This window comes from Pseudomonas sp. A-R-19 (assembly GCF_019956575.1).
Taxonomy (GTDB): domain Bacteria; phylum Pseudomonadota; class Gammaproteobacteria; order Pseudomonadales; family Pseudomonadaceae; genus Aquipseudomonas.
The window spans coordinates 127,567-147,281 of sequence record NZ_JAHBDR010000022.1; the positions used below are offsets into that span (position 1 = coordinate 127,567).

The 19,715-nt window shown below is 61.1% G+C and carries 15 protein-coding genes; 9 read left to right on the forward strand and 6 right to left on the reverse strand.

The genetic code is table 11. The annotated features are described in order from the left end of the window. Positions 1-3 precede the first annotated feature (3 nt). The 9 genes from murD to lpxC all read left to right on the forward strand — a co-directional run bounded on the left by murD (position 4) and on the right by lpxC (position 10,482). Positions 4-1,350 carry a UDP-N-acetylmuramoyl-L-alanine--D-glutamate ligase gene (gene murD, locus KGA88_RS01795; RefSeq protein WP_223588450.1) on the forward strand — a complete coding sequence of 449 codons (1,347 nt, stop codon included), beginning with the start codon at positions 4-6 and terminating at the stop codon, positions 1,348-1,350. After that, a complete protein-coding gene (gene ftsW, locus KGA88_RS01800; protein WP_103396249.1) occupies positions 1,347-2,564 on the forward strand; it encodes a putative lipid II flippase FtsW in 1,218 nt (405 codons plus the stop codon). Before murD ends, ftsW begins: the two co-directional genes overlap by 4 nt. Beyond that, positions 2,554-3,624: an undecaprenyldiphospho-muramoylpentapeptide beta-N-acetylglucosaminyltransferase gene (gene murG, locus KGA88_RS01805; RefSeq protein WP_110659918.1), complete on the forward strand. Its 1,071-nt coding sequence runs from the start codon at positions 2,554-2,556 to the stop codon at positions 3,622-3,624. Before ftsW ends, murG begins: the two co-directional genes overlap by 11 nt. Beyond that, a complete protein-coding gene (gene murC, locus KGA88_RS01810; RefSeq protein WP_110659917.1) occupies positions 3,617-5,077 on the forward strand; it encodes a UDP-N-acetylmuramate--L-alanine ligase in 1,461 nt (486 codons plus the stop codon). Before murG ends, murC begins: the two co-directional genes overlap by 8 nt. After that, positions 5,074-6,042 carry a D-alanine--D-alanine ligase gene (locus KGA88_RS01815; protein WP_110659916.1) on the forward strand — a complete coding sequence of 323 codons (969 nt, stop codon included), beginning with the start codon at positions 5,074-5,076 and terminating at the stop codon, positions 6,040-6,042. Before murC ends, KGA88_RS01815 begins: the two co-directional genes overlap by 4 nt. A 4-nt stretch (positions 6,043-6,046) precedes the next feature. Then, positions 6,047-6,916 (forward strand): cell division protein FtsQ/DivIB, encoded by an 870-nt coding sequence (locus tag KGA88_RS01820; RefSeq protein ID WP_103396251.1) that lies wholly within the window; start codon positions 6,047-6,049, stop codon positions 6,914-6,916. A 15-nt stretch (positions 6,917-6,931) separates the two neighbouring features. Further along, positions 6,932-8,191 carry a cell division protein FtsA gene (ftsA, locus tag KGA88_RS01825; protein WP_110659915.1) on the forward strand — a complete coding sequence of 420 codons (1,260 nt, stop codon included), beginning with the start codon at positions 6,932-6,934 and terminating at the stop codon, positions 8,189-8,191. A 73-nt stretch (positions 8,192-8,264) separates the two neighbouring features. Beyond that, positions 8,265-9,458, forward strand: a complete 1,194-nt coding sequence (gene ftsZ / locus KGA88_RS01830) for a cell division protein FtsZ (RefSeq protein WP_046041931.1) — start codon at positions 8,265-8,267, stop codon at positions 9,456-9,458. Between the two features lie 112 nt (positions 9,459-9,570). After that, entirely contained in the window at positions 9,571-10,482 is a 912-nt protein-coding gene (gene lpxC / locus KGA88_RS01835) for a UDP-3-O-acyl-N-acetylglucosamine deacetylase (protein WP_007939852.1), read from the forward strand. 173 nt (positions 10,483-10,655) lie between these two features. Here the strand turns inward: lpxC and KGA88_RS01840 are convergent, their stop codons facing one another. The 6 genes from KGA88_RS01840 to KGA88_RS01865 all read right to left on the reverse strand — a co-directional run bounded on the left by KGA88_RS01840 (position 10,656) and on the right by KGA88_RS01865 (position 19,341). Next, complete coding sequence (locus tag KGA88_RS01840; RefSeq protein WP_223588452.1) at positions 10,656-12,158, reverse strand: sensor domain-containing diguanylate cyclase; 1,503 nt, start codon at positions 12,156-12,158, stop codon at positions 10,656-10,658. 366 nt (positions 12,159-12,524) lie between these two features. Then, the gene (locus KGA88_RS01845; protein WP_110659919.1) at positions 12,525-12,749 is read right to left on the reverse strand and encodes a hypothetical protein; all 225 of its coding nucleotides are present in this window, start codon (positions 12,747-12,749) and stop codon (positions 12,525-12,527) included. Positions 12,750-13,029: 280 nt separating this feature from the next. Then, positions 13,030-14,394, reverse strand: coding sequence for a heavy metal sensor histidine kinase (locus KGA88_RS01850; protein ID WP_223588456.1), 1,365 nt, complete (start codon positions 14,392-14,394; stop codon positions 13,030-13,032). Next, on the reverse strand, positions 14,384-15,061 hold the full coding sequence (locus KGA88_RS01855; RefSeq protein WP_007989910.1) for a heavy metal response regulator transcription factor: 678 nt from the start codon (positions 15,059-15,061) through the stop codon (positions 14,384-14,386). The genes KGA88_RS01850 and KGA88_RS01855 overlap by 11 nt, the downstream gene beginning before the upstream one ends. A 9-nt stretch (positions 15,062-15,070) precedes the next feature. After that, the gene (locus KGA88_RS01860; protein WP_223588458.1) at positions 15,071-18,184 is read right to left on the reverse strand and encodes a multidrug efflux RND transporter permease subunit; all 3,114 of its coding nucleotides are present in this window, start codon (positions 18,182-18,184) and stop codon (positions 15,071-15,073) included. Then, positions 18,181-19,341, reverse strand: a complete 1,161-nt coding sequence (locus tag KGA88_RS01865) for an efflux RND transporter periplasmic adaptor subunit (RefSeq protein ID WP_110662358.1) — start codon at positions 19,339-19,341, stop codon at positions 18,181-18,183. Before KGA88_RS01865 ends, KGA88_RS01860 begins: the two co-directional genes overlap by 4 nt. Positions 19,342-19,715 lie beyond the last annotated feature (374 nt).

The window sequence follows — 19,715 nt, forward strand, 5'->3', positions numbered from 1 at the left end:
CCCGTGTCTCTGATCGCTTCTGACCACTTCCGCATCGTTGTCGGCCTCGGCAAGAGCGGCATGTCCCTGGTTCGCTTCCTGGCGAACCGGGGCGTGGCGTTTGCAGTGGCCGATACGCGGGAAAATCCACCGGAACTGGCCACGCTCAAGCGTGACTATCCGCACGTGGAAGTGCGTTGTGGCGAGCTGGACGTCGAATTCCTGTGCCGTGCCGACGAGCTCTACGTGAGCCCCGGCCTGGCCCTGGCTACCCCGGCCCTGCAGGCTGCCGCCGCCCGTGGCGTGATACTGTCCGGTGACATCGAGCTGTTCGCGCGTAACGCGAAGGCACCGATCGTGGCCATCAGCGGCTCCAATGCGAAAAGCACCGTCACCACCCTGGTTGGCGAGATGGCTGCTGCGGCTGGCAAGCGAGTGGCCGTCGGCGGCAACCTCGGTACCCCGGCGCTGGACCTGCTGAGCGACGACGTCGAGCTGTACGTGATGGAGCTGTCGAGTTTCCAGCTGGAAACCACCGATCAGCTCAACGCCGAAGTGGCGACCGTGCTCAACATCAGCGAAGACCACATGGACCGTTACAGCGGTCTGCCGGCCTATCACCTGGCCAAGCACCGGATCTTCCGTGGAGCGAAGCAGTTTGTGGTCAACCGTCAGGATGCGCTCAGCCGTCCACTGATAGGCGAGGGCCAGCCGTGCTGGACCTTTGGCTTGACCAAACCAGATTTCAAGGCCTTTGGCCTGCGCGAAGAAAGCGGCGAGAAATACCTGGCCTTCGAATTCCAGAACCTGATGCCGGTGCGTGAGCTGAAAGTTCGTGGTGCCCACAACCAGTCCAATGCCTTGGCGGCCTTGGCGCTCGGTCATGCCGTCGGCCTGCCGTTCGATGCCATGTTGTCGAGCCTGCGCACCTTCGCCGGCCTCGAGCATCGCTGCCAATGGGTCCGCGACCTCGATGGCGTTGGCTACTACAACGATTCCAAGGCCACCAACGTCGGTGCCGCGCTGGCGGCTATCGAAGGCCTGGGCGCGGACATCGACGGCAAGGTCGTGCTGATCGCCGGCGGTGACGGCAAGGGTGCCGAGTTCAAGGACCTGCGCGATCCCGTGGCGGCCAACTGCCGCGCCGTGATCCTGATGGGCCGCGACTCCGACAAGATCGGCGAAGCGATCGGCGACGCAGTGCCGCTGATCCGCGCCGGTTCCCTGGTCGAAGCTGTCGAGCAATGCCGCGCTGCCGCCCAACCGGGCGACGTGGTGCTGCTATCGCCAGCCTGCGCCAGTTTCGACATGTTCAAGAACTACGAAGACCGTGGTCACCAGTTCGTCCAAACCGTGGAGGATCTGGCATGAGCCTGAAAGGCATCATCAAGCCGTATCCATCGCCGATCATTACCGGACGCGGAATAGACCTCGATTTCCCGATGCTCGCCGGTTGCCTGACGCTGCTCGGCCTGGGGCTGATCATGATCGCCTCGGCATCGACCGAAGTGGCGGCGGTGCAGTCCGGCAGTGCCCTGTACTACATGATTCGCCATCTGATCTACGTGGTGCTGGGCCTGGGAGCCTGCATCGTCACCATGATGATCCCGATTGCCACGTGGCAACGCCTGGGCTGGCTGATGCTGCTGGGTGCGTTCGGCTTGCTGGTGATGGTGATCATTCCGGGGATCGGCCGTGAGGTTAACGGTTCGATGCGCTGGATCGGCTTCAGCTTCTTCAACGTCCAGCCATCCGAGATCGCCAAGGTGTTCGTGGTGATCTACCTCGCCGGTTATCTGGTGCGTCGCCAGAAAGAAGTGCGGGAAAGCTGGATGGGCTTCTTCAAGCCGTTCATCGTGCTGCTACCGATGGCGGGCCTGCTGCTGATGGAGCCGGACTTCGGTGCCACCGTCGTGATGATGGGCGCTGCGGCGGCGATGCTGTTCCTTGGCGGCGTCGGGCTGTTCCGTTTTTCCCTGATGGTGGTCCTGGCCGTCGGCGCGGTGGTGCTGTTGATTCAAATGCAGCCGTATCGAATGGCGCGCCTGACCAACTTCGCTGACCCGTGGGCCGATCAGTTCGGTGCCGGCTATCAGTTGTCCCAGGCCTTGATCGCTTTCGGTCGCGGTGAATGGCTGGGCGTTGGCCTGGGCAACAGCGTACAGAAACAGTTCTACCTGCCGGAAGCCCACACCGACTTCGTGTTCTCGGTCCTGGCCGAAGAGCTGGGCGCAGTGGGTTCCTTGTGCACCGTGGCCCTGTTCGTCTTCGTGTGTATTCGTGGCATGTACATCGGTTTGTGGGCCGAGAAGGCCAAGCAGTTCTTTGCGGCTTATGTGGCCTACGGTTTGTCCTTCCTGTGGATCGGGCAGTTCCTGATCAACATCGGCGTGAACGTCGGCCTGCTGCCGACCAAGGGGCTGACCCTGCCGTTCCTCAGTTACGGGGGTAGTTCGTTGGTGATTTGCTGTGCCTGTCTCGGCTTGTTGCTGCGCATCGAGTGGGAAAGTCGAACCCACCTGGGCAGTGAAGAGATGGAGTTCCATGAGAGCGACTTCGCCGAGGAGCCGAACCATGGGCGCTAACGTCATGATCATGGCGGGCGGCACCGGTGGCCACGTGTTCCCGGCGCTGGCCTGTGCCCGCGAATTCCAGGCGCGTGGCTATACCGTGCACTGGCTAGGCACTCCGCGTGGGATCGAGAACGATCTGGTGCCGGCGGCCGGTATCGAGCTGCATCGGATCAACGCCAGCGGTCTGCGCGGCAAGGGCAAGTTGTCGCTGCTCAAGGCGCCGTTCATGTTGTTCAAGTCGGTCTGGCAGGCACGGGCGATCATTCGCCGTCTGCAACCGGTCTGCGTCGTAGGCTTTGGTGGCTTTGTGACCGGCCCTGGCGGCGTCGCGGCCAAATTGGCCGGCGTGCCGGTGATCGTTCACGAACAGAACGCCGTGGCCGGTACCGCCAATCGGTTGCTGGTGCCGTTGGCCGCCCGAGTCTGTGAAGCGTTCCCCGACACCTTTACCCTGTCGGACAGCCGCCGGACCACGGGTAATCCGGTGCGCACCGAGCTGTTCCTCGAGACATCGCGACCTGCCCTGGCCGGTCGCAAGGCGCGTTTGCTGATCCTGGGCGGAAGCCTGGGCGCAGAACCGTTGAACAAGTTGCTGCCTGAAGCCCTGTCGCAAGTCGCTGCCGACTTGCGTCCGGAAGTGTTCCATCAGGCCGGTAAAAACCACGATGAAGTGACTGCAGAGCGCTATCGCGCGGCTGGCGTCGAGGCGCAGGTGCAGCCCTTCATCAAAGACATGGCCCAAGCCTACAGCTGGGCCGACCTGGTGGTGTGTCGCGCAGGCGCGCTGACCATCAGTGAACTGGCCGCCGCCGGTCTGCCCTCGATGCTGGTGCCTTTGCCTCACGCCATCGACGATCACCAGACCCGCAACGCCGAATATTTGGCCCGTGAAGGCGCAGCCTTCCTGATGCCGCAAAGAACGACTGGCGCAGCGGATCTTGCCGCTCGCCTGACAGAGGTCCTGATGCAACCACAACGACTCAACGAAATGGCTACCGCGGCACGCCGCCTGGCCAAACCCGATGCCACCCGTAACGTGGTCGATAGCTGCCTGGAGGTGGTCCATGGTTGAGAGTCAGAAAGCCATGCCACAACCGGAAATGCGCCGTATCCGTCGCATCCACTTCGTCGGTATCGGCGGCGTGGGCATGTGCGGGATTGCCGAAGTGTTGCTGAACCTGGGTTATGCCGTTTCCGGTTCCGACCTGAAGGCTTCGCCGGTGACCGAGCGCCTGGAATCCTTCGGGGCGCAGATCTTCATCGGCCACCGCGCCGAGAACGCCGCTGCCGCCGACGTGCTGGTGGTGTCGAGTGCCGTAAACACCTCCAACCCGGAAGTCGCTACCGCGCTGGAACGCCGTATTCCGGTGGTGCCGCGTGCAGAGATGCTGGCTGAGCTGATGCGCTATCGCCACGGTATCGCCGTTGCCGGTACCCACGGCAAAACCACCACCACCAGCCTGATCGCTTCGGTGTTCGCCGCCGGTGGCCTGGACCCGACGTTCGTCATCGGTGGACGCCTCAATGCCGCGGGCACCAATGCCCAGCTCGGCACCAGCCGCTACCTGATCGCCGAGGCCGACGAAAGCGACGCCAGCTTCCTGCACTTGCAGCCGCTGGTGGCCGTGGTTACCAACATCGACGCCGATCACATGGCGACCTACGACGGTGACTTCAACAAACTGAAGAAAACTTTCGTCGAATTCCTCCACAACCTGCCGTTCTACGGTCTGGCGGTGGTGTGCCTGGACGATCCGGTGGTGCGTGAAATCCTCCCGCAGGTCAAGCGTCCGACGGTCACCTATGGCTTCGGCGAAGACTGCGACGTGCGCGCCATCAACGTCCGCCAGCAAGGCATGCAGACCTTCTTCACCGTGCTGCGCCCTGACCGCGAGCCGCTGGATGTTTCGGTGAACATGCCGGGCAACCACAACGTGCTGAACTCGCTGGCGACCATCTGCATCGCCACCGACGAAGGCGTCAGCGATGAAGCCATCGTCCAGGGCCTGTCCGGGTTCCAGGGGGTCGGCCGACGCTTCCAGGTCTACGGCGAACTGCCGGTGGAAGGCGGCAACGTGATGCTGGTCGATGACTACGGTCACCACCCGACGGAAGTCGCGGCCGTGATCAAGGCCGTTCGCGGTGGCTGGCCGGAGCGCCGCCTGGTGATGGTCTACCAGCCGCACCGTTACAGCCGTACCCGCGACCTGTACGACGATTTCGTCAATGTGCTGGCCGACGCCAACGTCCTGCTGCTGATGGAAGTCTATCCGGCCGGCGAAGAGCCGATTCCGGGCGCCGACAGCCGCAAGCTGTGCAACAGCATTCGTCAGCGTGGCCAGCTCGACCCGATCTACATCGAGCGTGGTGTCGACCTTGCGCCAGTGGTCAAGCCACTGCTGCGCGCTGGCGACATCCTGCTGTGCCAGGGCGCCGGTGATATCGGCGGTCTCGCACCAAAACTGTTGAAAAGCGAGTTGTTCGCCGGTGCCGTTGCCGCGCCGGAGAAGGGGACGTTGAAATGACTGCTGCCTACGCCAATCTGGTCTCCACCATCGCGCCGAAAGACTTCGGTCGCGTCGCCGTGCTGTTCGGCGGCAAGAGTGCCGAGCGTGAGGTCTCCCTGAAGTCGGGCAACGCGGTGCTCGATGCACTGCAAAGCGCCGGTGTGGACGCCTTCGGCCTCGACGTGGGCGATGACCTGCTGCAGCGTCTGCTCAACGAAAAGATCGACCGCGCCTTCGTCATCCTCCACGGTCGTGGCGGTGAAGACGGCAGCATGCAGGGCCTGCTCGAATGCCTGGGCATTCCGTACACCGGCAGCGGCATCCTGGCGTCGGCCCTGGCCATGGACAAACTGCGCACCAAGCAGGTCTGGCACAGCCTGGGCATTCCGACGCCACGTCACGCGGTACTCGGCAGCGAGGCCGATTGTATTTCGGCGGCGACGGAACTGGGCTTCCCTTTGATCGTCAAACCGGCCCATGAAGGTTCGAGTATCGGGATGGCCAAAGTGAGTTCCGCGTCTGAATTGATCGACGCATGGAAAGCGGCCAGTACCTACGATTCGCAAGTGTTGGTCGAGCAATGGATTCACGGTCCGGAGTTCACCATCGCCACCCTGCGTGACCAGGTGTTGCCACCGATTGCCCTGGGCACGACGCACAGCTTCTACGACTACGACGCCAAGTACATCGCCAACGATACCCAGTACCGCATTCCATGCGGGCTGGACAGCGCCAAGGAAAAGGAACTCATGGACCTCACGGCGAAAGCCTGTGAAGCGCTGGGTATCGCCGGTTGGGGCAGGGCAGACGTGATGCAGGACGCCGAAGGGCGGTTCTGGTTCCTGGAAGTCAACACCGCACCGGGCATGACTGATCACAGCCTGGTGCCGATGGCGGCCCGTGCCGCCGGTCTGGATTTCCAGCAACTGGTCCTGGCCATTCTGGCCGAGAGCGTTGCCGGCAATAAAGAACCAAGAGGTTAAGAGTATGCAAGGCGCACAGCTGAGACATCAGCCCCCCGCATCGCCCGGTCGCAAGCCGGTGCCACGGGGTGCCAGCCGAATGGTGGCCAAAGAGCCGATGTCCGCGCGCCTGCCGAAAGCCAACTTCGGTTTTCTCAAAGCGTTGTTCTGGCCGGTGCTGCTGGTGGCCTTGGGGTTCGGTACTTACGAAGGCGCGACACGCTTGTTGCCGTACGCCGACCGGCCGATCACCAAGATCAACGTGCAGGGCGACTTGAGTTACATCAGCCAGCAAGCGGTGCAGCAGCGAATCGCCCCATACGTGGCGTCGAGCTTCTTCACCATCGACCTGGCGAGCATGCGCACCGAGCTGGAACAGATGCCATGGATTGCCCACGCCGAAGTGCGCAGGGTATGGCCGGATCAAGTGGTGATCCGCCTGGAAGAACAACTGCCGGTGGCCCGTTGGGGCGACGAGTCGCTGTTGAACAACCAGGGCCAGGCCTTCACTCCGCGTGAGTTGGCGAACTACGAACATTTGCCTCAGCTGTTCGGGCCTCAGCGGGCCCAGCAGCAGGTGATGCAGCAGTACCAGGTGTTGAGTCAGATGCTCCGGCCTCTGGGCTTCTCGATTGCACGCCTGGAGTTGCGTGAACGCGGCAGCTGGTTCCTGACCACCGGCCCCGGCAGTGCCGGCCCGGGAATCGAACTGCTGCTTGGCCGCGGCAACCTGGTGGAAAAGATGCGCCGCTTTATCGCCATCTATGACAAGACGCTCAAAGAACAGATTACGAACATTGCGCGCATCGATCTGCGCTACGCCAACGGCCTCGCTGTTGGCTGGCGGGAACCTGTAGCGCCCACGGCAGCCCAACCCGCTGTCGCGAAGAATTAAGAAGAGGCAGGACCCATGGCAAACGTGCAAAGCGGCAAAATGATCGTCGGTCTCGATATCGGCACCTCCAAGGTGGTGGCGCTGGTAGGCGAGGTCGCGGACGACGGCACGCTGGAAATCGTCGGGATCGGTACCCATCCGTCCCGTGGCCTGAAAAAAGGCGTGGTGGTGAACATCGAGTCCACAGTGCAATCGATCCAGCGCGCCATCGAAGAAGCGCAGCTGATGGCTGGTTGCCGCATTCACTCGGCGTTCGTCGGCGTGGCCGGCAATCACATCCGCAGCCTGAACTCCCACGGCATCGTGGCGATTCGTGATCGCGAAGTCAGCTCGGCGGACCTTGAACGCGTGCTCGACGCTGCCCAGGCCGTGGCGATCCCGGCTGACCAGCGCGTGCTGCACACCCTGCCGCAGGATTACGTAATCGATAACCAGGAAGGCGTCCGCGAACCGCTGGGCATGTCCGGCGTGCGTCTGGAAGCCAAGGTCCACGTGGTCACCTGCGCCGTCAACGCCGCTCAGAACATTGAAAAATGCGTGCGCCGCTGCGGTCTGGAAATCGACGACATCATTCTCGAGCAGCTTGCTTCCGCGTATTCGGTACTGACCGACGACGAGAAAGAGCTGGGCGTGTGCCTGGTGGACATCGGTGGTGGTACCACCGACATCGCGATCTTCACCGAAGGCGCGATCCGTCACACCGCCGTGATCCCGATTGCCGGTGACCAGGTGACCAACGACATCGCCATGGCGTTGCGCACCCCGACCCAGTACGCCGAAGAAATCAAGATTCGCTACGCCTGCGCCCTGGCCAAACTGGCCGGTGCCGGTGAAACCATCAAGGTGCCAAGCGTTGGCGACCGTCCGCCGCGCGAGCTGTCCCGCCAGGCCCTGGCCGAAGTGGTCGAGCCGCGCTACGACGAACTGTTCACGCTGATCCAGGCCGAACTGCGCCGCAGCGGCTACGAAGACCTGATCCCGGCCGGCATCGTGCTGACCGGCGGTACCGCGAAGATGGAAGGCGCCACTGAACTGGCCGAGGAAATCTTCCACATGCCGGTGCGCCTGGGCGTGCCTCACGGCGTGAAAGGCCTGGATGACGTAGTGCGCAACCCGATCTATTCCACTGGCGTAGGCCTGTTGATGTACGGCCTGCAGAAGCAGTCCGACGGCATCTCGTTCTCGGGCATCGGCAGCCGCGACAACTACAGCAATGAAGAGCCACAGGCTCCGCTGCTGGACCGCTTGAAGAAGTGGGTCCAGGGCAACTTCTGAAGATTTACCGAAACACCGTTACACCGAAGCACGCAGTAGGCGAAAAAACTAGAGAATGTAAAGGAGAGGGAAAATGTTCGAACTCGTAGACAACATCCCCGCAAGCCCGGTAATTAAAGTTATCGGTGTCGGCGGTGGCGGCGGCAACGCTGTCAACCACATGGTCAAGAGCAACATTGAAGGCGTCGAGTTCATCTGCGCCAACACTGATGCCCAGGCGCTGAAATCCATCGGCGCGCGGACCATCCTGCAACTGGGCACCGGCGTGACCAAGGGTCTGGGCGCTGGCGCCAACCCTGAAGTTGGCCGTCAGGCCGCTCTGGAAGACCGTGAGCGTATTGCCGAAGTCCTGCAGGGCACCAACATGGTGTTCATCACCACTGGCATGGGCGGTGGTACCGGTACCGGTGCTGCGCCGATCATCGCCGAAGTGGCCAAGGAAATGGGGATCCTCACCGTTGCGGTGGTGACCCGTCCGTTCCCGTTCGAAGGCCGCAAGCGCATGCAGATCGCCGACGAAGGCATCCGTCTGCTGTCTGAAAGCGTCGACTCGTTGATCACCATTCCCAACGAGAAGCTGCTGACCATCCTCGGTAAAGACGCCAGCCTGCTGTCGGCTTTCGCCAAGGCAGACGATGTACTGGCCGGTGCCGTTCGCGGTATCTCCGACATCATCAAGCGTCCGGGCATGATCAACGTCGACTTCGCCGACGTGCGTACCGTGATGAGCGAAATGGGCATGGCAATGATGGGCACTGGCTGCGCCAGCGGTCCGAACCGTGCGCGCGAGGCCACCGAAGCGGCCATTCGCAACCCGCTGCTGGAAGACGTGAACCTGCAAGGCGCTCGCGGCATCCTGGTAAACATTACCGCCGGTCCGGATCTGTCCCTGGGTGAGTACTCCGACGTGGGTAGCATCATCGAGGCATTCGCTTCCGAGCACGCGATGGTCAAGGTCGGTACCGTTATCGATCCGGACATGCGCGACGAGCTGCACGTGACTGTCGTTGCAACCGGTCTGGGCGCTAAAATCGAGAAGCCTGTGAAGGTCATCGACAACACCGTCCACACCTCGATGGCTGCACAGCCACAACAACAGGCCCCTGTTCGTCAGGAAGCTCCAGCGGTGAACTACCGTGACCTGGACCGTCCGACCGTCATGCGCAACCAGGCCCAGGCCGGTGCTGCGACTGCCGCGAAGATGAATCCGCAAGATGACCTGGACTACCTGGACATCCCGGCTTTCCTGCGTCGCCAGGCCGATTGATGAAATGTATCAGGGGTATTAGGGTGATTGGTGTTCAGCAAAGGTCTGGTCTGCTATCATCGCCAGCCTTTGTTGATACCAGTTCGCAATTTGCGCTGAAGCGGCCCATGCCATGATTAAACAACGCACCCTGAAGAATATTATCCGTGCCACAGGTGTCGGCCTGCACTCCGGGGAGAAGGTCTACCTGACCCTCAAGCCAGCGCCTGTCGACACCGGCATTGTGTTTTGTCGCGCCGACCTCGACCCCGTGGTGCAGATTCCTGCCCGCGCGGAAAACGTTGGTGAAACCACTATGTCGACCACGCTCGTTAACGGTGACGTCAAAGTGGACACGGTAGAGCACCTGCTCTCGGCCATGGCAGGCCTGGGCATCGATAACGCCTACGTCGAGCTCTCCGCGTCCGAAGTCCCGATCATGGATGGTAGCGCTGGACCTTTCGTATTCCTGATTCAATCGGCTGGCCTGGAAGAACAGGACGCCGCCAAGAAGTTCATCCGCATCCTGCGGGAAGTGACAGTGGAAGATGGCGACAAGCGCGCTACTTTCGTCCCTTTCGAAGGATTCAAGGTGAGCTTCGAGATCGATTTCGATCACCCGGTTTTCCGTGACCGCACCCAAAGTGCAAGCGTGGATTTTTCCAGCACTTCGTTCGTAAAAGAAGTCAGCCGCGCCCGTACCTTTGGTTTCATGAGTGACATCGAGTACCTGCGCAAGCACAACCTCGCACTCGGCGGCAGTGTTGAAAACGCTATTGTGGTCGACGCCGATGGCGTACTGAACGAAGACGGCCTTCGCTATGAAGACGAATTCGTGAAGCACAAGATTCTCGATGCAATTGGTGACCTCTACCTGCTGGGCAATAGCCTGATTGGTGAGTTCAAGGGCTTCAAGTCCGGCCACGCACTGAACAACCAGCTGCTGCGCAAGTTGATTGAGCAGACAGATGCCTGGGAAGTCGTGACGTTCGAAGACGCCAGCACTGCACCGATCTCTTACATGCGTCCGGTTGCGGCCGTGTAAGCAAAAAACCTCTCTAGTTTTTTAAAGGCTACCTTCGGGTGGCCTTTTTTTATGTTTCGAAGTTTGTATTGCCCTACAGGCCTCTTCGCGAGCAAGCCCGCTCCCACAGAGGATTGCATTCCCATGTGGGAGCGGGCTTGCCCGCGAAGAGGTCAGTTGATTCAGCCAGGATTTCAACTGGCGCACACCACCCGGTTACGCCCCCCATCCTTGGCCTGATACAACGCCTTGTCCGCATTGAACAGCAATTGCTCCAGGTTGATATCGCTGGCCGCCGTCCAGGTGGCAATGCCAATACTTACGCTCATCGGCGGCTCTGCGACGTCCACCAGCGGCAGTTTTTGCACCGCCTCGCGGATCTGCTCGGCAATCTGCTTCGCGCCTTCACTGTCGGTTTCGGCCAGGACGACCGAAAACTCCTCGCCACCATAGCGAGCCACCAGGTCTGTGGCGCGATGGACATTGGCGCTGATGACCTCGGCCAATGCCCTTAACGCTTCGTCGCCAGCCTGATGCCCGTGCCGATCGTTGAAGGCCTTGAAGTGATCGGCATCGACCATCAGCAGCGATAACGGCTTGCCGCTGCGCTGCGCACGAAACCATTCATGGCGCAGGGCCTGATCAAGGGATCTACGGTTGGCCACGCCGGTCAAGGCATCGGTGGCCGCCAGTTGCGACAACTCCTGCTCGGCATGTTGGCGCAGGCGCAGCTCGCGGCAGAGCAGCCAGGTCAAACACAACAAACCGATGCACAAAACCCCGGTAGCACCGCTGATCACATAGGCCGTGCGGTTCCAGGTGGCAAACACCTCGTCGATAGAAAGGGCCACGATGACGGTCAGGGGTAGATTACCGACCCGGGAAAAGGTGTACAGGCGCCGTTGATGGTCGACGCTCGATACACTTTCGAAGGTACCGCTGCGCTCTTGCAGCATGCGAATGACGTTGGGCCGGCTGGAGAAGCTCTTGCCGATGGAGTTTTGTTCCCGGTGCGGTTTCTGCGCCAGGAGAACCCCGTCATCGTTGATGATGGCCAGCGTACTGCCAGTGCCGATGTCGAGGCTGTTGAACAGCTGGTCGAAGTAGCTCATGCGCATCGAGGCTACTGCGACCCCCAGAAACTCACCCGTGGGCGAGGAAATGCGCCGGCTGAAACTGATGCGCCATTCGTCGCTGTCGTCGCAGTCGCAACGCGGCTTGAACGGTCGGCTGATAAACATGCCGGTGTCACGATTGAAGGCGTGGGCCAGGAAATAATCGCGGTCAGCGAAGTTGCCCGGTTTCGGTTCGATCAATGAGGAGTCGGCCAGCACGTCGCCGTGCTTGTCCAGCAGCAGGATGTCACCCTTGTAGCGCGCGGTGGTGGAGCGGTCGAACAGCACCAGATGACGGATCTGCGGCGAAACCTGCTTAATGTCATCCCGTTGGGCAGCGGCAATCAGGCCCTGCAAGGTCATATCGTAGAGTTCGACCGTACGCAGGACATCGGCATCGATCAGTTGCGCAATGGTGGTTGCGCTGCGTGTGGCGGTCTGCTGGGCGTAGGCGTGTTCGCGGATCAGCAGGAAAGTGACGATGCACAGGATCGAGATCACAGTCAGGGTGCTGCCGAAGATCACCATGATTTCGGGTCGCCCGGGCGGGCCTTGAAAATGCGGGGTGCGGCTTGGGGTCATAGGGCTGACGTCTGCTAAAGGGACGTTGTAAGCGTAGTTGCATAAACGCAGCAGCCGAATGAATCGTTCCTGTTACTCGAACGATTGATCAATGGCGTGGGGGTAGTGACTTTCGTTGCAAAAATTGCCCTGTAGGAGCTGGCTTGTCGGGTCGCCGCATCGCAGCGATGGTCGTTAACGATAACGCGTATGAACTGGATGAACGCGGCGCACTTGAGTCCATCGCCGGCAAGCCGGCTCCTACGGCTCCCCGGATAGCGTGAAGAACTATAAAAAAAGCCGCTGATAGCAGCGGCTTTGAAGACAACTTTTCAAAGGGAAGAGCCGATGAAAAGTGTCGAGAGAAACAGGTATGACAGGTGCGGATCAGCTGTCTTTCTCGGCCCCTGACCGGGCCTGAGTGCTGGATGCTTGCGGGGCTTGGGCGTCTTGCGCAGCCTTGGCCGTCATCTCGATCTGATGCTCTTCGAACGCTGCAGCGCGTGCGGTGTTATGCGCGACGAAAGTCTGCGATTCTTCCGCCATCGCCAATGGCGACAGGAACAAAGAGGACAAAACGAAAGCGCTGGCAATACCCATACTGTTGGACATCTTTAAAACCTTCTTGCTTGGCAAGTGCTGTTTGGTGCGGGCAAAGATAAGGATATGAGGCGAGGGGAAAAAGAGCGGATTCATGAAAGGACTGTTGCGGCTACGGCAATAGTTGTGATGCCAGGCGCTTTTCTGTGGCGAGGGGGCTTGCCCCCGTCGGGCTGCGCAGCAGCCCCAAAACCTGCGACCGCGATTGACCTGATTCACCCGGCATACCGGATTTACGGCGGCTTCGCCACCGAACGGGGGCAAGCCCCCTCACCACAAGGGATTGGGGGAGTCAGACGGGAAGATGAATCCCGAACGTATTCATTCCATGGTCACTGCGTACAAACACATCCCCACCATGCATCAACGCAATAGCCTTGACGATGGCCAGCCCAAGGCCATGGTTGTGGCCGCTGTTGCTGCGTGATGCATCGACCCGGTAGAAGCGCTCGAACAGCCGTGGCAGGTGTTCACTGTCAATCGGCGAACCGGGGTTGGCGACGCCAATGCTGACCTGGTCCCCTGCGTTCTCTATGTGCACCTGAATCACCTGCCCGGGGGCGGTGTGCTGCACCGCGTTGTTCAGCAGATTGATCAGCGCCCGGCGCAGATGGGCGATCTCGATACGCACTTGCGCATCACCACTGACCTCAACCTGGACCTGGGCGTCTTCGAGTATGAAATCCAGATATTCCAGGGTCGTGGCCACCTCATCGGCCAGCGAGGTCGAGGTGAGCTTTGTCGCCTTGCTGCCCTGATCGGCGCTGGCGAGGAACAGCATGTCGTTGATGATCGAGCGCAGCCGCTCAAGCTCCTCGAGGTTCGATTGCAGCACTTCGAAGTAATGCTCGGCGGAGCGTCCGCGGGTCAGTGCGACCTGGGTCTGGCCGATCAGGTTGGTCAGTGGCGAGCGCAGTTCGTGGGCGACGTCGGCATTGAACGATTCAAGGCGTGAGTAGGCTTGCTCAACCCGTTCCAGGGTCGAGTTGAACGAGCTGACGAATTGATCGAGTTCCGGCGGCAACGGTGACAAGCGCAGGCGCCCCGACCGCAACGGCGGGGCCAGGCGCTGGGCTTCCTGGGACAGTTTGATCAGCGGCTTGAGGCCGATCCGAGCCACCCAGTAACCCAGTGCCGAGGCCAGTAATACGCCGACGATTGCCAGGCTGATCAGTGCGATCAGCAACTGATGCTGGGTGTGGAAAAACGTCTCGGTATCAATGGCGATCATGAAGCGCAGGGGCGGGCGCTGGTCCTTGGCCGGGAACTCGCTGACCAGCACTTTCAGCGGATAGGGGTGATCCGGCAGATGCATATCGCGCGTGCCCAGCGGTCCTTGGGCAAAGGCGCGGATCTGTGGGGTCAGGTTGCCGTATTCGAAAGGTGGATCGCCGCTGATGATCCAGAAACTGATGCGTTTGTCTTCTTCGCTCAGCAGATTGAGCTTGTTGTTGATCTTCACCCAATGCTCGGGCGTGCCGTAACGGCCGACCGTGGATTCGAGCACGCTGTAGCGCGCATCGAGTTCAGCTTCGGGCAGCAGGCCCAGGCCCTTGTCGACCTGTTGGTACAACGCCCAGCCGATCAGCAGAAAGACTAAAAGCGCCACCAGCGTGAACATCCCACTGAGGCGCAGCGCGATCGAGTTACTGGACACCACGGCTCTCCAGTACATAACCCATGCCACGAATGGTGTGCAGCAATTTCTCTTCGAACGGCCCGTCGAGTTTGGCCCGCAAGCGTTTGATCGCGACTTCGACGACGTTGGCGTCGCTGTCGAAATTGATGTCCCAGACCATCTCGGCAATGGCGGTTTTCGAGAGGATTTCACCCTGGCGCCGGGCCAGCACACTGAGCAGCGAAAACTCCTTGGCGGTCAGGTCCAGCCGTGCGCCACCTCGGGTCGCCTTGCGGCTGATCAAATCTATCCACAGGTCGGCGATGCTCACCTGCACCGGTTCATGACCACCGCTGCGCCGGGTCAGCGCTTGCAGGCGCGCCACCAGTTCAAGGAAGGAAAACGGCTTGCCCAGGTAATCATCGGCGCCATCACGCAGGCCCTTGATGCGGTCCTCCACACGCTCGCGGGCGGTGAGCATGATCACCGGGGTTTGCTTGCGTGCACGCAAGGCGCGCAACACGCCGAAGCCGTCCAGGCCCGGCAACATCACGTCGAGGACGATCACCGCGTAGTCGCTCTCCAGCGCCAGGTGCAGGCCTTCGACCCCATCCCGCGCCAGGTCCACGGTGTAACCCTGTTCCGTCAGACCGCGGTGCAGATAATCCGCGGTTTTTTCCTCGTCTTCGATAATCAGGACGCGCATGACCCCGCCTCAGTCTGTGGTCGCCAGCGCCGGTACGGGCGGAGGTGCTGGTGAGAGAGTGTGCCTATGAAATAACCGCTCCAGCCACAAGTATATGACCGGCGTGGTGAACAGCGTCAGCGCCTGGCTCACCAGCAAACCGCCGACCACAGCGATCCCCAACGGCTGGCGCAGTTCGGCGCCGGTGCCGTAGCCGAGCATCAGCGGCAGGGCGCCGAGCAGGGCGGCGAGGGTGGTCATGATGATCGGCCGGAACCGCGTGATACAGGCCTTGAAGATCGCTTCTTCAGGCGACAGCCCGCCATTGCGCTGCGCTTCGAGGGCGAAGTCGATCATCAGGATGCCGTTTTTCTTGACGATACCAATCAACAGCACCAGCCCGATCAAGGCCATGATCGAAAAGTCCTGACCGCAGATCCACAGCATGATCACCGCGCCGAGGCCCGCCGACGGCAAGGTCGAAATGATCGTCAGCGGGTGCACGAAGCTCTCGTAGAGCACACCGAGAATGATGTACACCGCCACCAGCGCCGCGAGGATCAGCCACGGCTGGCTGGCCAGCGAACTCTGGAACGCCTGGGCCGCGCCCTGGAAATTACCGCTGATGGCGGCCGGCATGCCGATGTCGGCCTTGGCCTGGTTGAGCATGATCACCGCATCGCCCAACGCTACGCCGGGGGCCAGGTTGAACGACAGATTGGCGGCGGGGAACATGCCGTCATGGGCGATGGACAGCGGGCCGACGGTCGGTGCATCGAACCTGGCCAAGGCCGACAGCGGCACCATTTCCCCACTCAGGGGCGAACGCAGGTAGAAATAGTTGAGGCTTTCGGCCTTGCCGCGCTGCTTGGTGTCCAGTTCCAGGATCACATTGTATTGATTGACCTGAGTCTGGAATTCGTTGATCTGGCGCTGACCGAACGCATCGTACAGCGCCTCGTCGACGTCGCTGGCGGTCAGGCCGAAACGGGCTGCGGCGCTGCGGTCGATGCTGATGTGGGTGATGCTGCCGCCCAGTTGCAGGTCATTGGAGATGTCGCGAAAGGCCGGGTTGGCGCGCAGTTTTTCTGTCAGGCGCTGGGTCCAGGTGCTGAGGGTCGCGCCGTCATTGCTCTTGAGCACATATTGATACTGCGCACGACTCGGGCCAGAGCTGAGGTTGATGTCTTGCCCTGCGCGCAGGTACAGGACAATGCCCGGAACTTTCATCAGTTGCGGGCGAATCCGGTCGATGAACTCGCTGGCCGAGACATCGCGGTCACTGCGTTTTTTCAGGGTGATCCAGAAGCGGCCGTTGGCGATGGTCTGGTTGCTGCCCGAGACACCGACGGAATGTGAAAACGTTTCGACAGCGGGATCGGCAGCGACGATTTCGGCCATCGCCAGGTGTTTTTTCACCATGTCGCCGTAGGAAATATCGGCAGCAGCTTCAGTGGTGCCGAGGACGAAACCGGTGTCCTGTATCGGGAAGAACCCCTTGGGAATGAAGATGTAACCGGCGACAGCCAGAGCCAGCGATAAAGCGAACACACCGATCATGGTTTTCTGGTGGGCGAGGGCACGGCGCAGGCCTTTTTCGTACCACGCCAACAGACGCTCACCGAAGCCCGGTTTGTCGTGGGCGTGATGCGCCGGCGCGCGCATGAACAGCGCCGCCAGCGTCGGTGCCAACGTCAGGGAGACCACCACCGAAATCATGATGGTCGAGGTGGCAGTCAGGGCGAACTCCTTGAACAACCGCCCGACCACGCCACCCATGAACAGCAGTGGAATGAACGCAGCCACCAGCGAGAAACTGATCGACACCACGGTGAAACCGATTTCGCCGGCGCCTTTGATCGCGGCCTCGCGCATGCCGTCACCGGCCTCCAGATGGCGGTGAATGTTCTCCACCACCACGATCGCATCGTCGACCACAAACCCCACGGCCACCACGATCGCCACCAGCGTCAGGTTGTTCAGGCTGAAGCCCATCACATACATCAGGGCAAAACTGGCGATCAGCGACACACCCAGCACCGCCGACACAATCAACGTGGCCGACAGCTGGCGCAGGAACAACGCCATCACCGCCACCACCAGCATGATGGCAATCAGCAAGGTGATTTCCACTTCATGCAGCGAAGCGCGGATGGTCTGGGTGCGGTCGATCAGCACCTTGACCTGCACCGAGGCGGGCAACATCGCTTCCAGCGCCGGTAACGCCGCCTGAATGCGGTCGACGGTCTCGACGATGTTGGCCCCCGGCTGGCGGAAGATCACCAGGTTGACCCCCGGTTGCGAGCCTGCCCAGGCCTGGACGTAGGCATCTTCCGAACCGTTGACGACTTTGGCGACATCCTTGAGGTGAACCGGTGCGCCATCCTTGTAGGAAACGATCAGTTGGCTGTATTCGTCGGGATGGAACAACTGGTCGTTGGTGGACAGGGTCGAGATGCTCGACTCCCCGTACAGCGCACCCTTGGCCAGGTTGAGGCTGGTTTGCTGGATGGCCAGGCGAATGTCGGCCAGGGTCAGGCCAATCGCCGCCAGTTTATCGGCGGACACTTGCACACGAATCGCCGGACGTTGCTGACCGGTGATGGAGACCTGGCCTACACCGTCGACCTGACTGAGCTGACGGGACAACAGGGTTTCCGTCAAGTCGCTGAGCTCCGGGCCCGGCATCAACGAGGAGTTGACGCTGAGGATCAGCACCGGGCTGTCGGCCGGGTTGACCTTGCGCCAGGTCGGCAGGTTCGGCATGTCCTTGGGCAGCTTGCCGGCGGCGGTGTTGATTGCTGCCTGGACTTCCTGGGCGGCGGTGTCGATGCTCTTGTCGAGGGTGAATTGCAGGGTCAGGTTGGTCGAGCCGAGCGCGCTGCTCGAGGTCATCTGGGTCACGCCGGGGATGGCGCTGAACTGCACTTCAAGGGGCGTGGCTACCGACGACGCCATGGTTTCCGGGCTGGCCCCGGGCAGTTGCGCGGCCACCTGGATGGTCGGGAATTCCGCTTCCGGCAGAGGCGCGATGGGCAGACGCGGGAAAGCAATCACGCCCAGCAGCACCAGGGCAAAGGTCAGCAGAATGGTGGCGACCGGGTGATCGATGCACCAGGCTGAAACCGAACCATGGCCCTTCATGGTGTTGGCTCCGATTGCACCACTTGCGGTGGATCGGTCAGCACCTGCACCGTCGAACCGGGCTTGAGGCGCGACTGGCCATCGCTGACCAGTTTGTCACCCGGCTGCACGCCCTTGATGATGTTCTGGCCACTGTCCTGATAGACCATTTGCACGGGCACGGTTTCGACTTTGTCGCCATTGAGGCGATAGACGAAATGTTGATCCAGGCCACGCTGTACGACGTTGGGCGGTACGACCAGTGCATTTTTATCCAGCGCTGTCTGAATCTTTACCGTCACCAGCAAGCCCGGCCAGAGCTTCTGCCCGGGATTGTCGAACTCGGCCTTGGCGCGGATGGTGCCGGTGTTGGCGCTGATCTGGTTGTCGATCAGGGTCAAGTGGCCTTCGCCGAGCAGGTTGCCGGTTTCGCCGTCGGTGTCGGCACCGATGTAGGCCTTGACCTGGGCGCGCTGCGGATCGTTTATCAGGCCCTGCAAGGTCGGCAGCATTTGCTGTGGCAGGGAAAATTCCACGGCGATCGGGTCGATCTGGGTCACGGTAAACAGACCCAGGGTGTCGGTCATGCGCAGGAAGTTGCCTTCGTCGACTGTGCGAATGCCGACACGACCACTGACCGGTGAGCGAATTTGTGTGTAGGAAAGCTGTACCTCGGCGGAGTCAATCGACGCCTGGTTGCCCTGGGCGGTGGCTTTGAGCTGGTTGACCAGCGCCTGTTGCTGATCGTAGGTCTGCTTGGACACGCCGTCGTCGACGCTGAGCAGTTTGTAGCGCTTGAGGTTGACCAGCGCCACTTGCAGTTGTGCCTGGCTTTCGCCCAGTTGTGCCCGGGCCTGGTCGAGGCTGGCGCGGATCGACCGGTCGTCGATGGTGGCCAGCAGGTCACCTTTTTTCACCAGTTGGCCTTCCTTGACCATGATTTTGGTGAGGATGCCGTCGATTTGCGGGCGGACCACGACGCTGTGCAGGGACAGGACCGAGCCGATGCCGCTGACGAAGCGGGGGACGTCTTTTTCGGCAACGGCGACCACGCGCACCGGGATGGCGCTGGGGGCGGCGAGTTTGGCCTTGGCCGGTTTGGTGGCATACCACAGGCCCAGCGCTGCCAGGACGATCAGAAGGGCGACGAGCAGGGCGGGTGTTTTCTGGATTCGCATGCGAGTGGGGCGCCGGGGCTGGGTTTTGGGTCGAAGGGGAGTTTCCTTTATAAACCTGTTTGGTGGTCAGGAGGGTGACGGCTAACTGACGGCGCTGTCAGTTTGTGTATCTTGGCGGCCTCTGGGCCGACCATGTTCTTGGGTGATTGAGTACATATCCGTTTCTGCGGTAACGGCGACTTATGGTTTCGCCCTTACGGCGAGTCCCTTTTGGCAAACGCCCCAAAAGGAACCAAAAGGTCTCGCCGGTATGACTCACCCACATAGGTAACAAAACAGTTCAAGCACATAGGTAACAGTCTTTAACTGGCACTGGTCGATTCCGAGGATCTGACCATGCCGTGGCGAGAGCTGAAACCTATGGACCTGAAAGT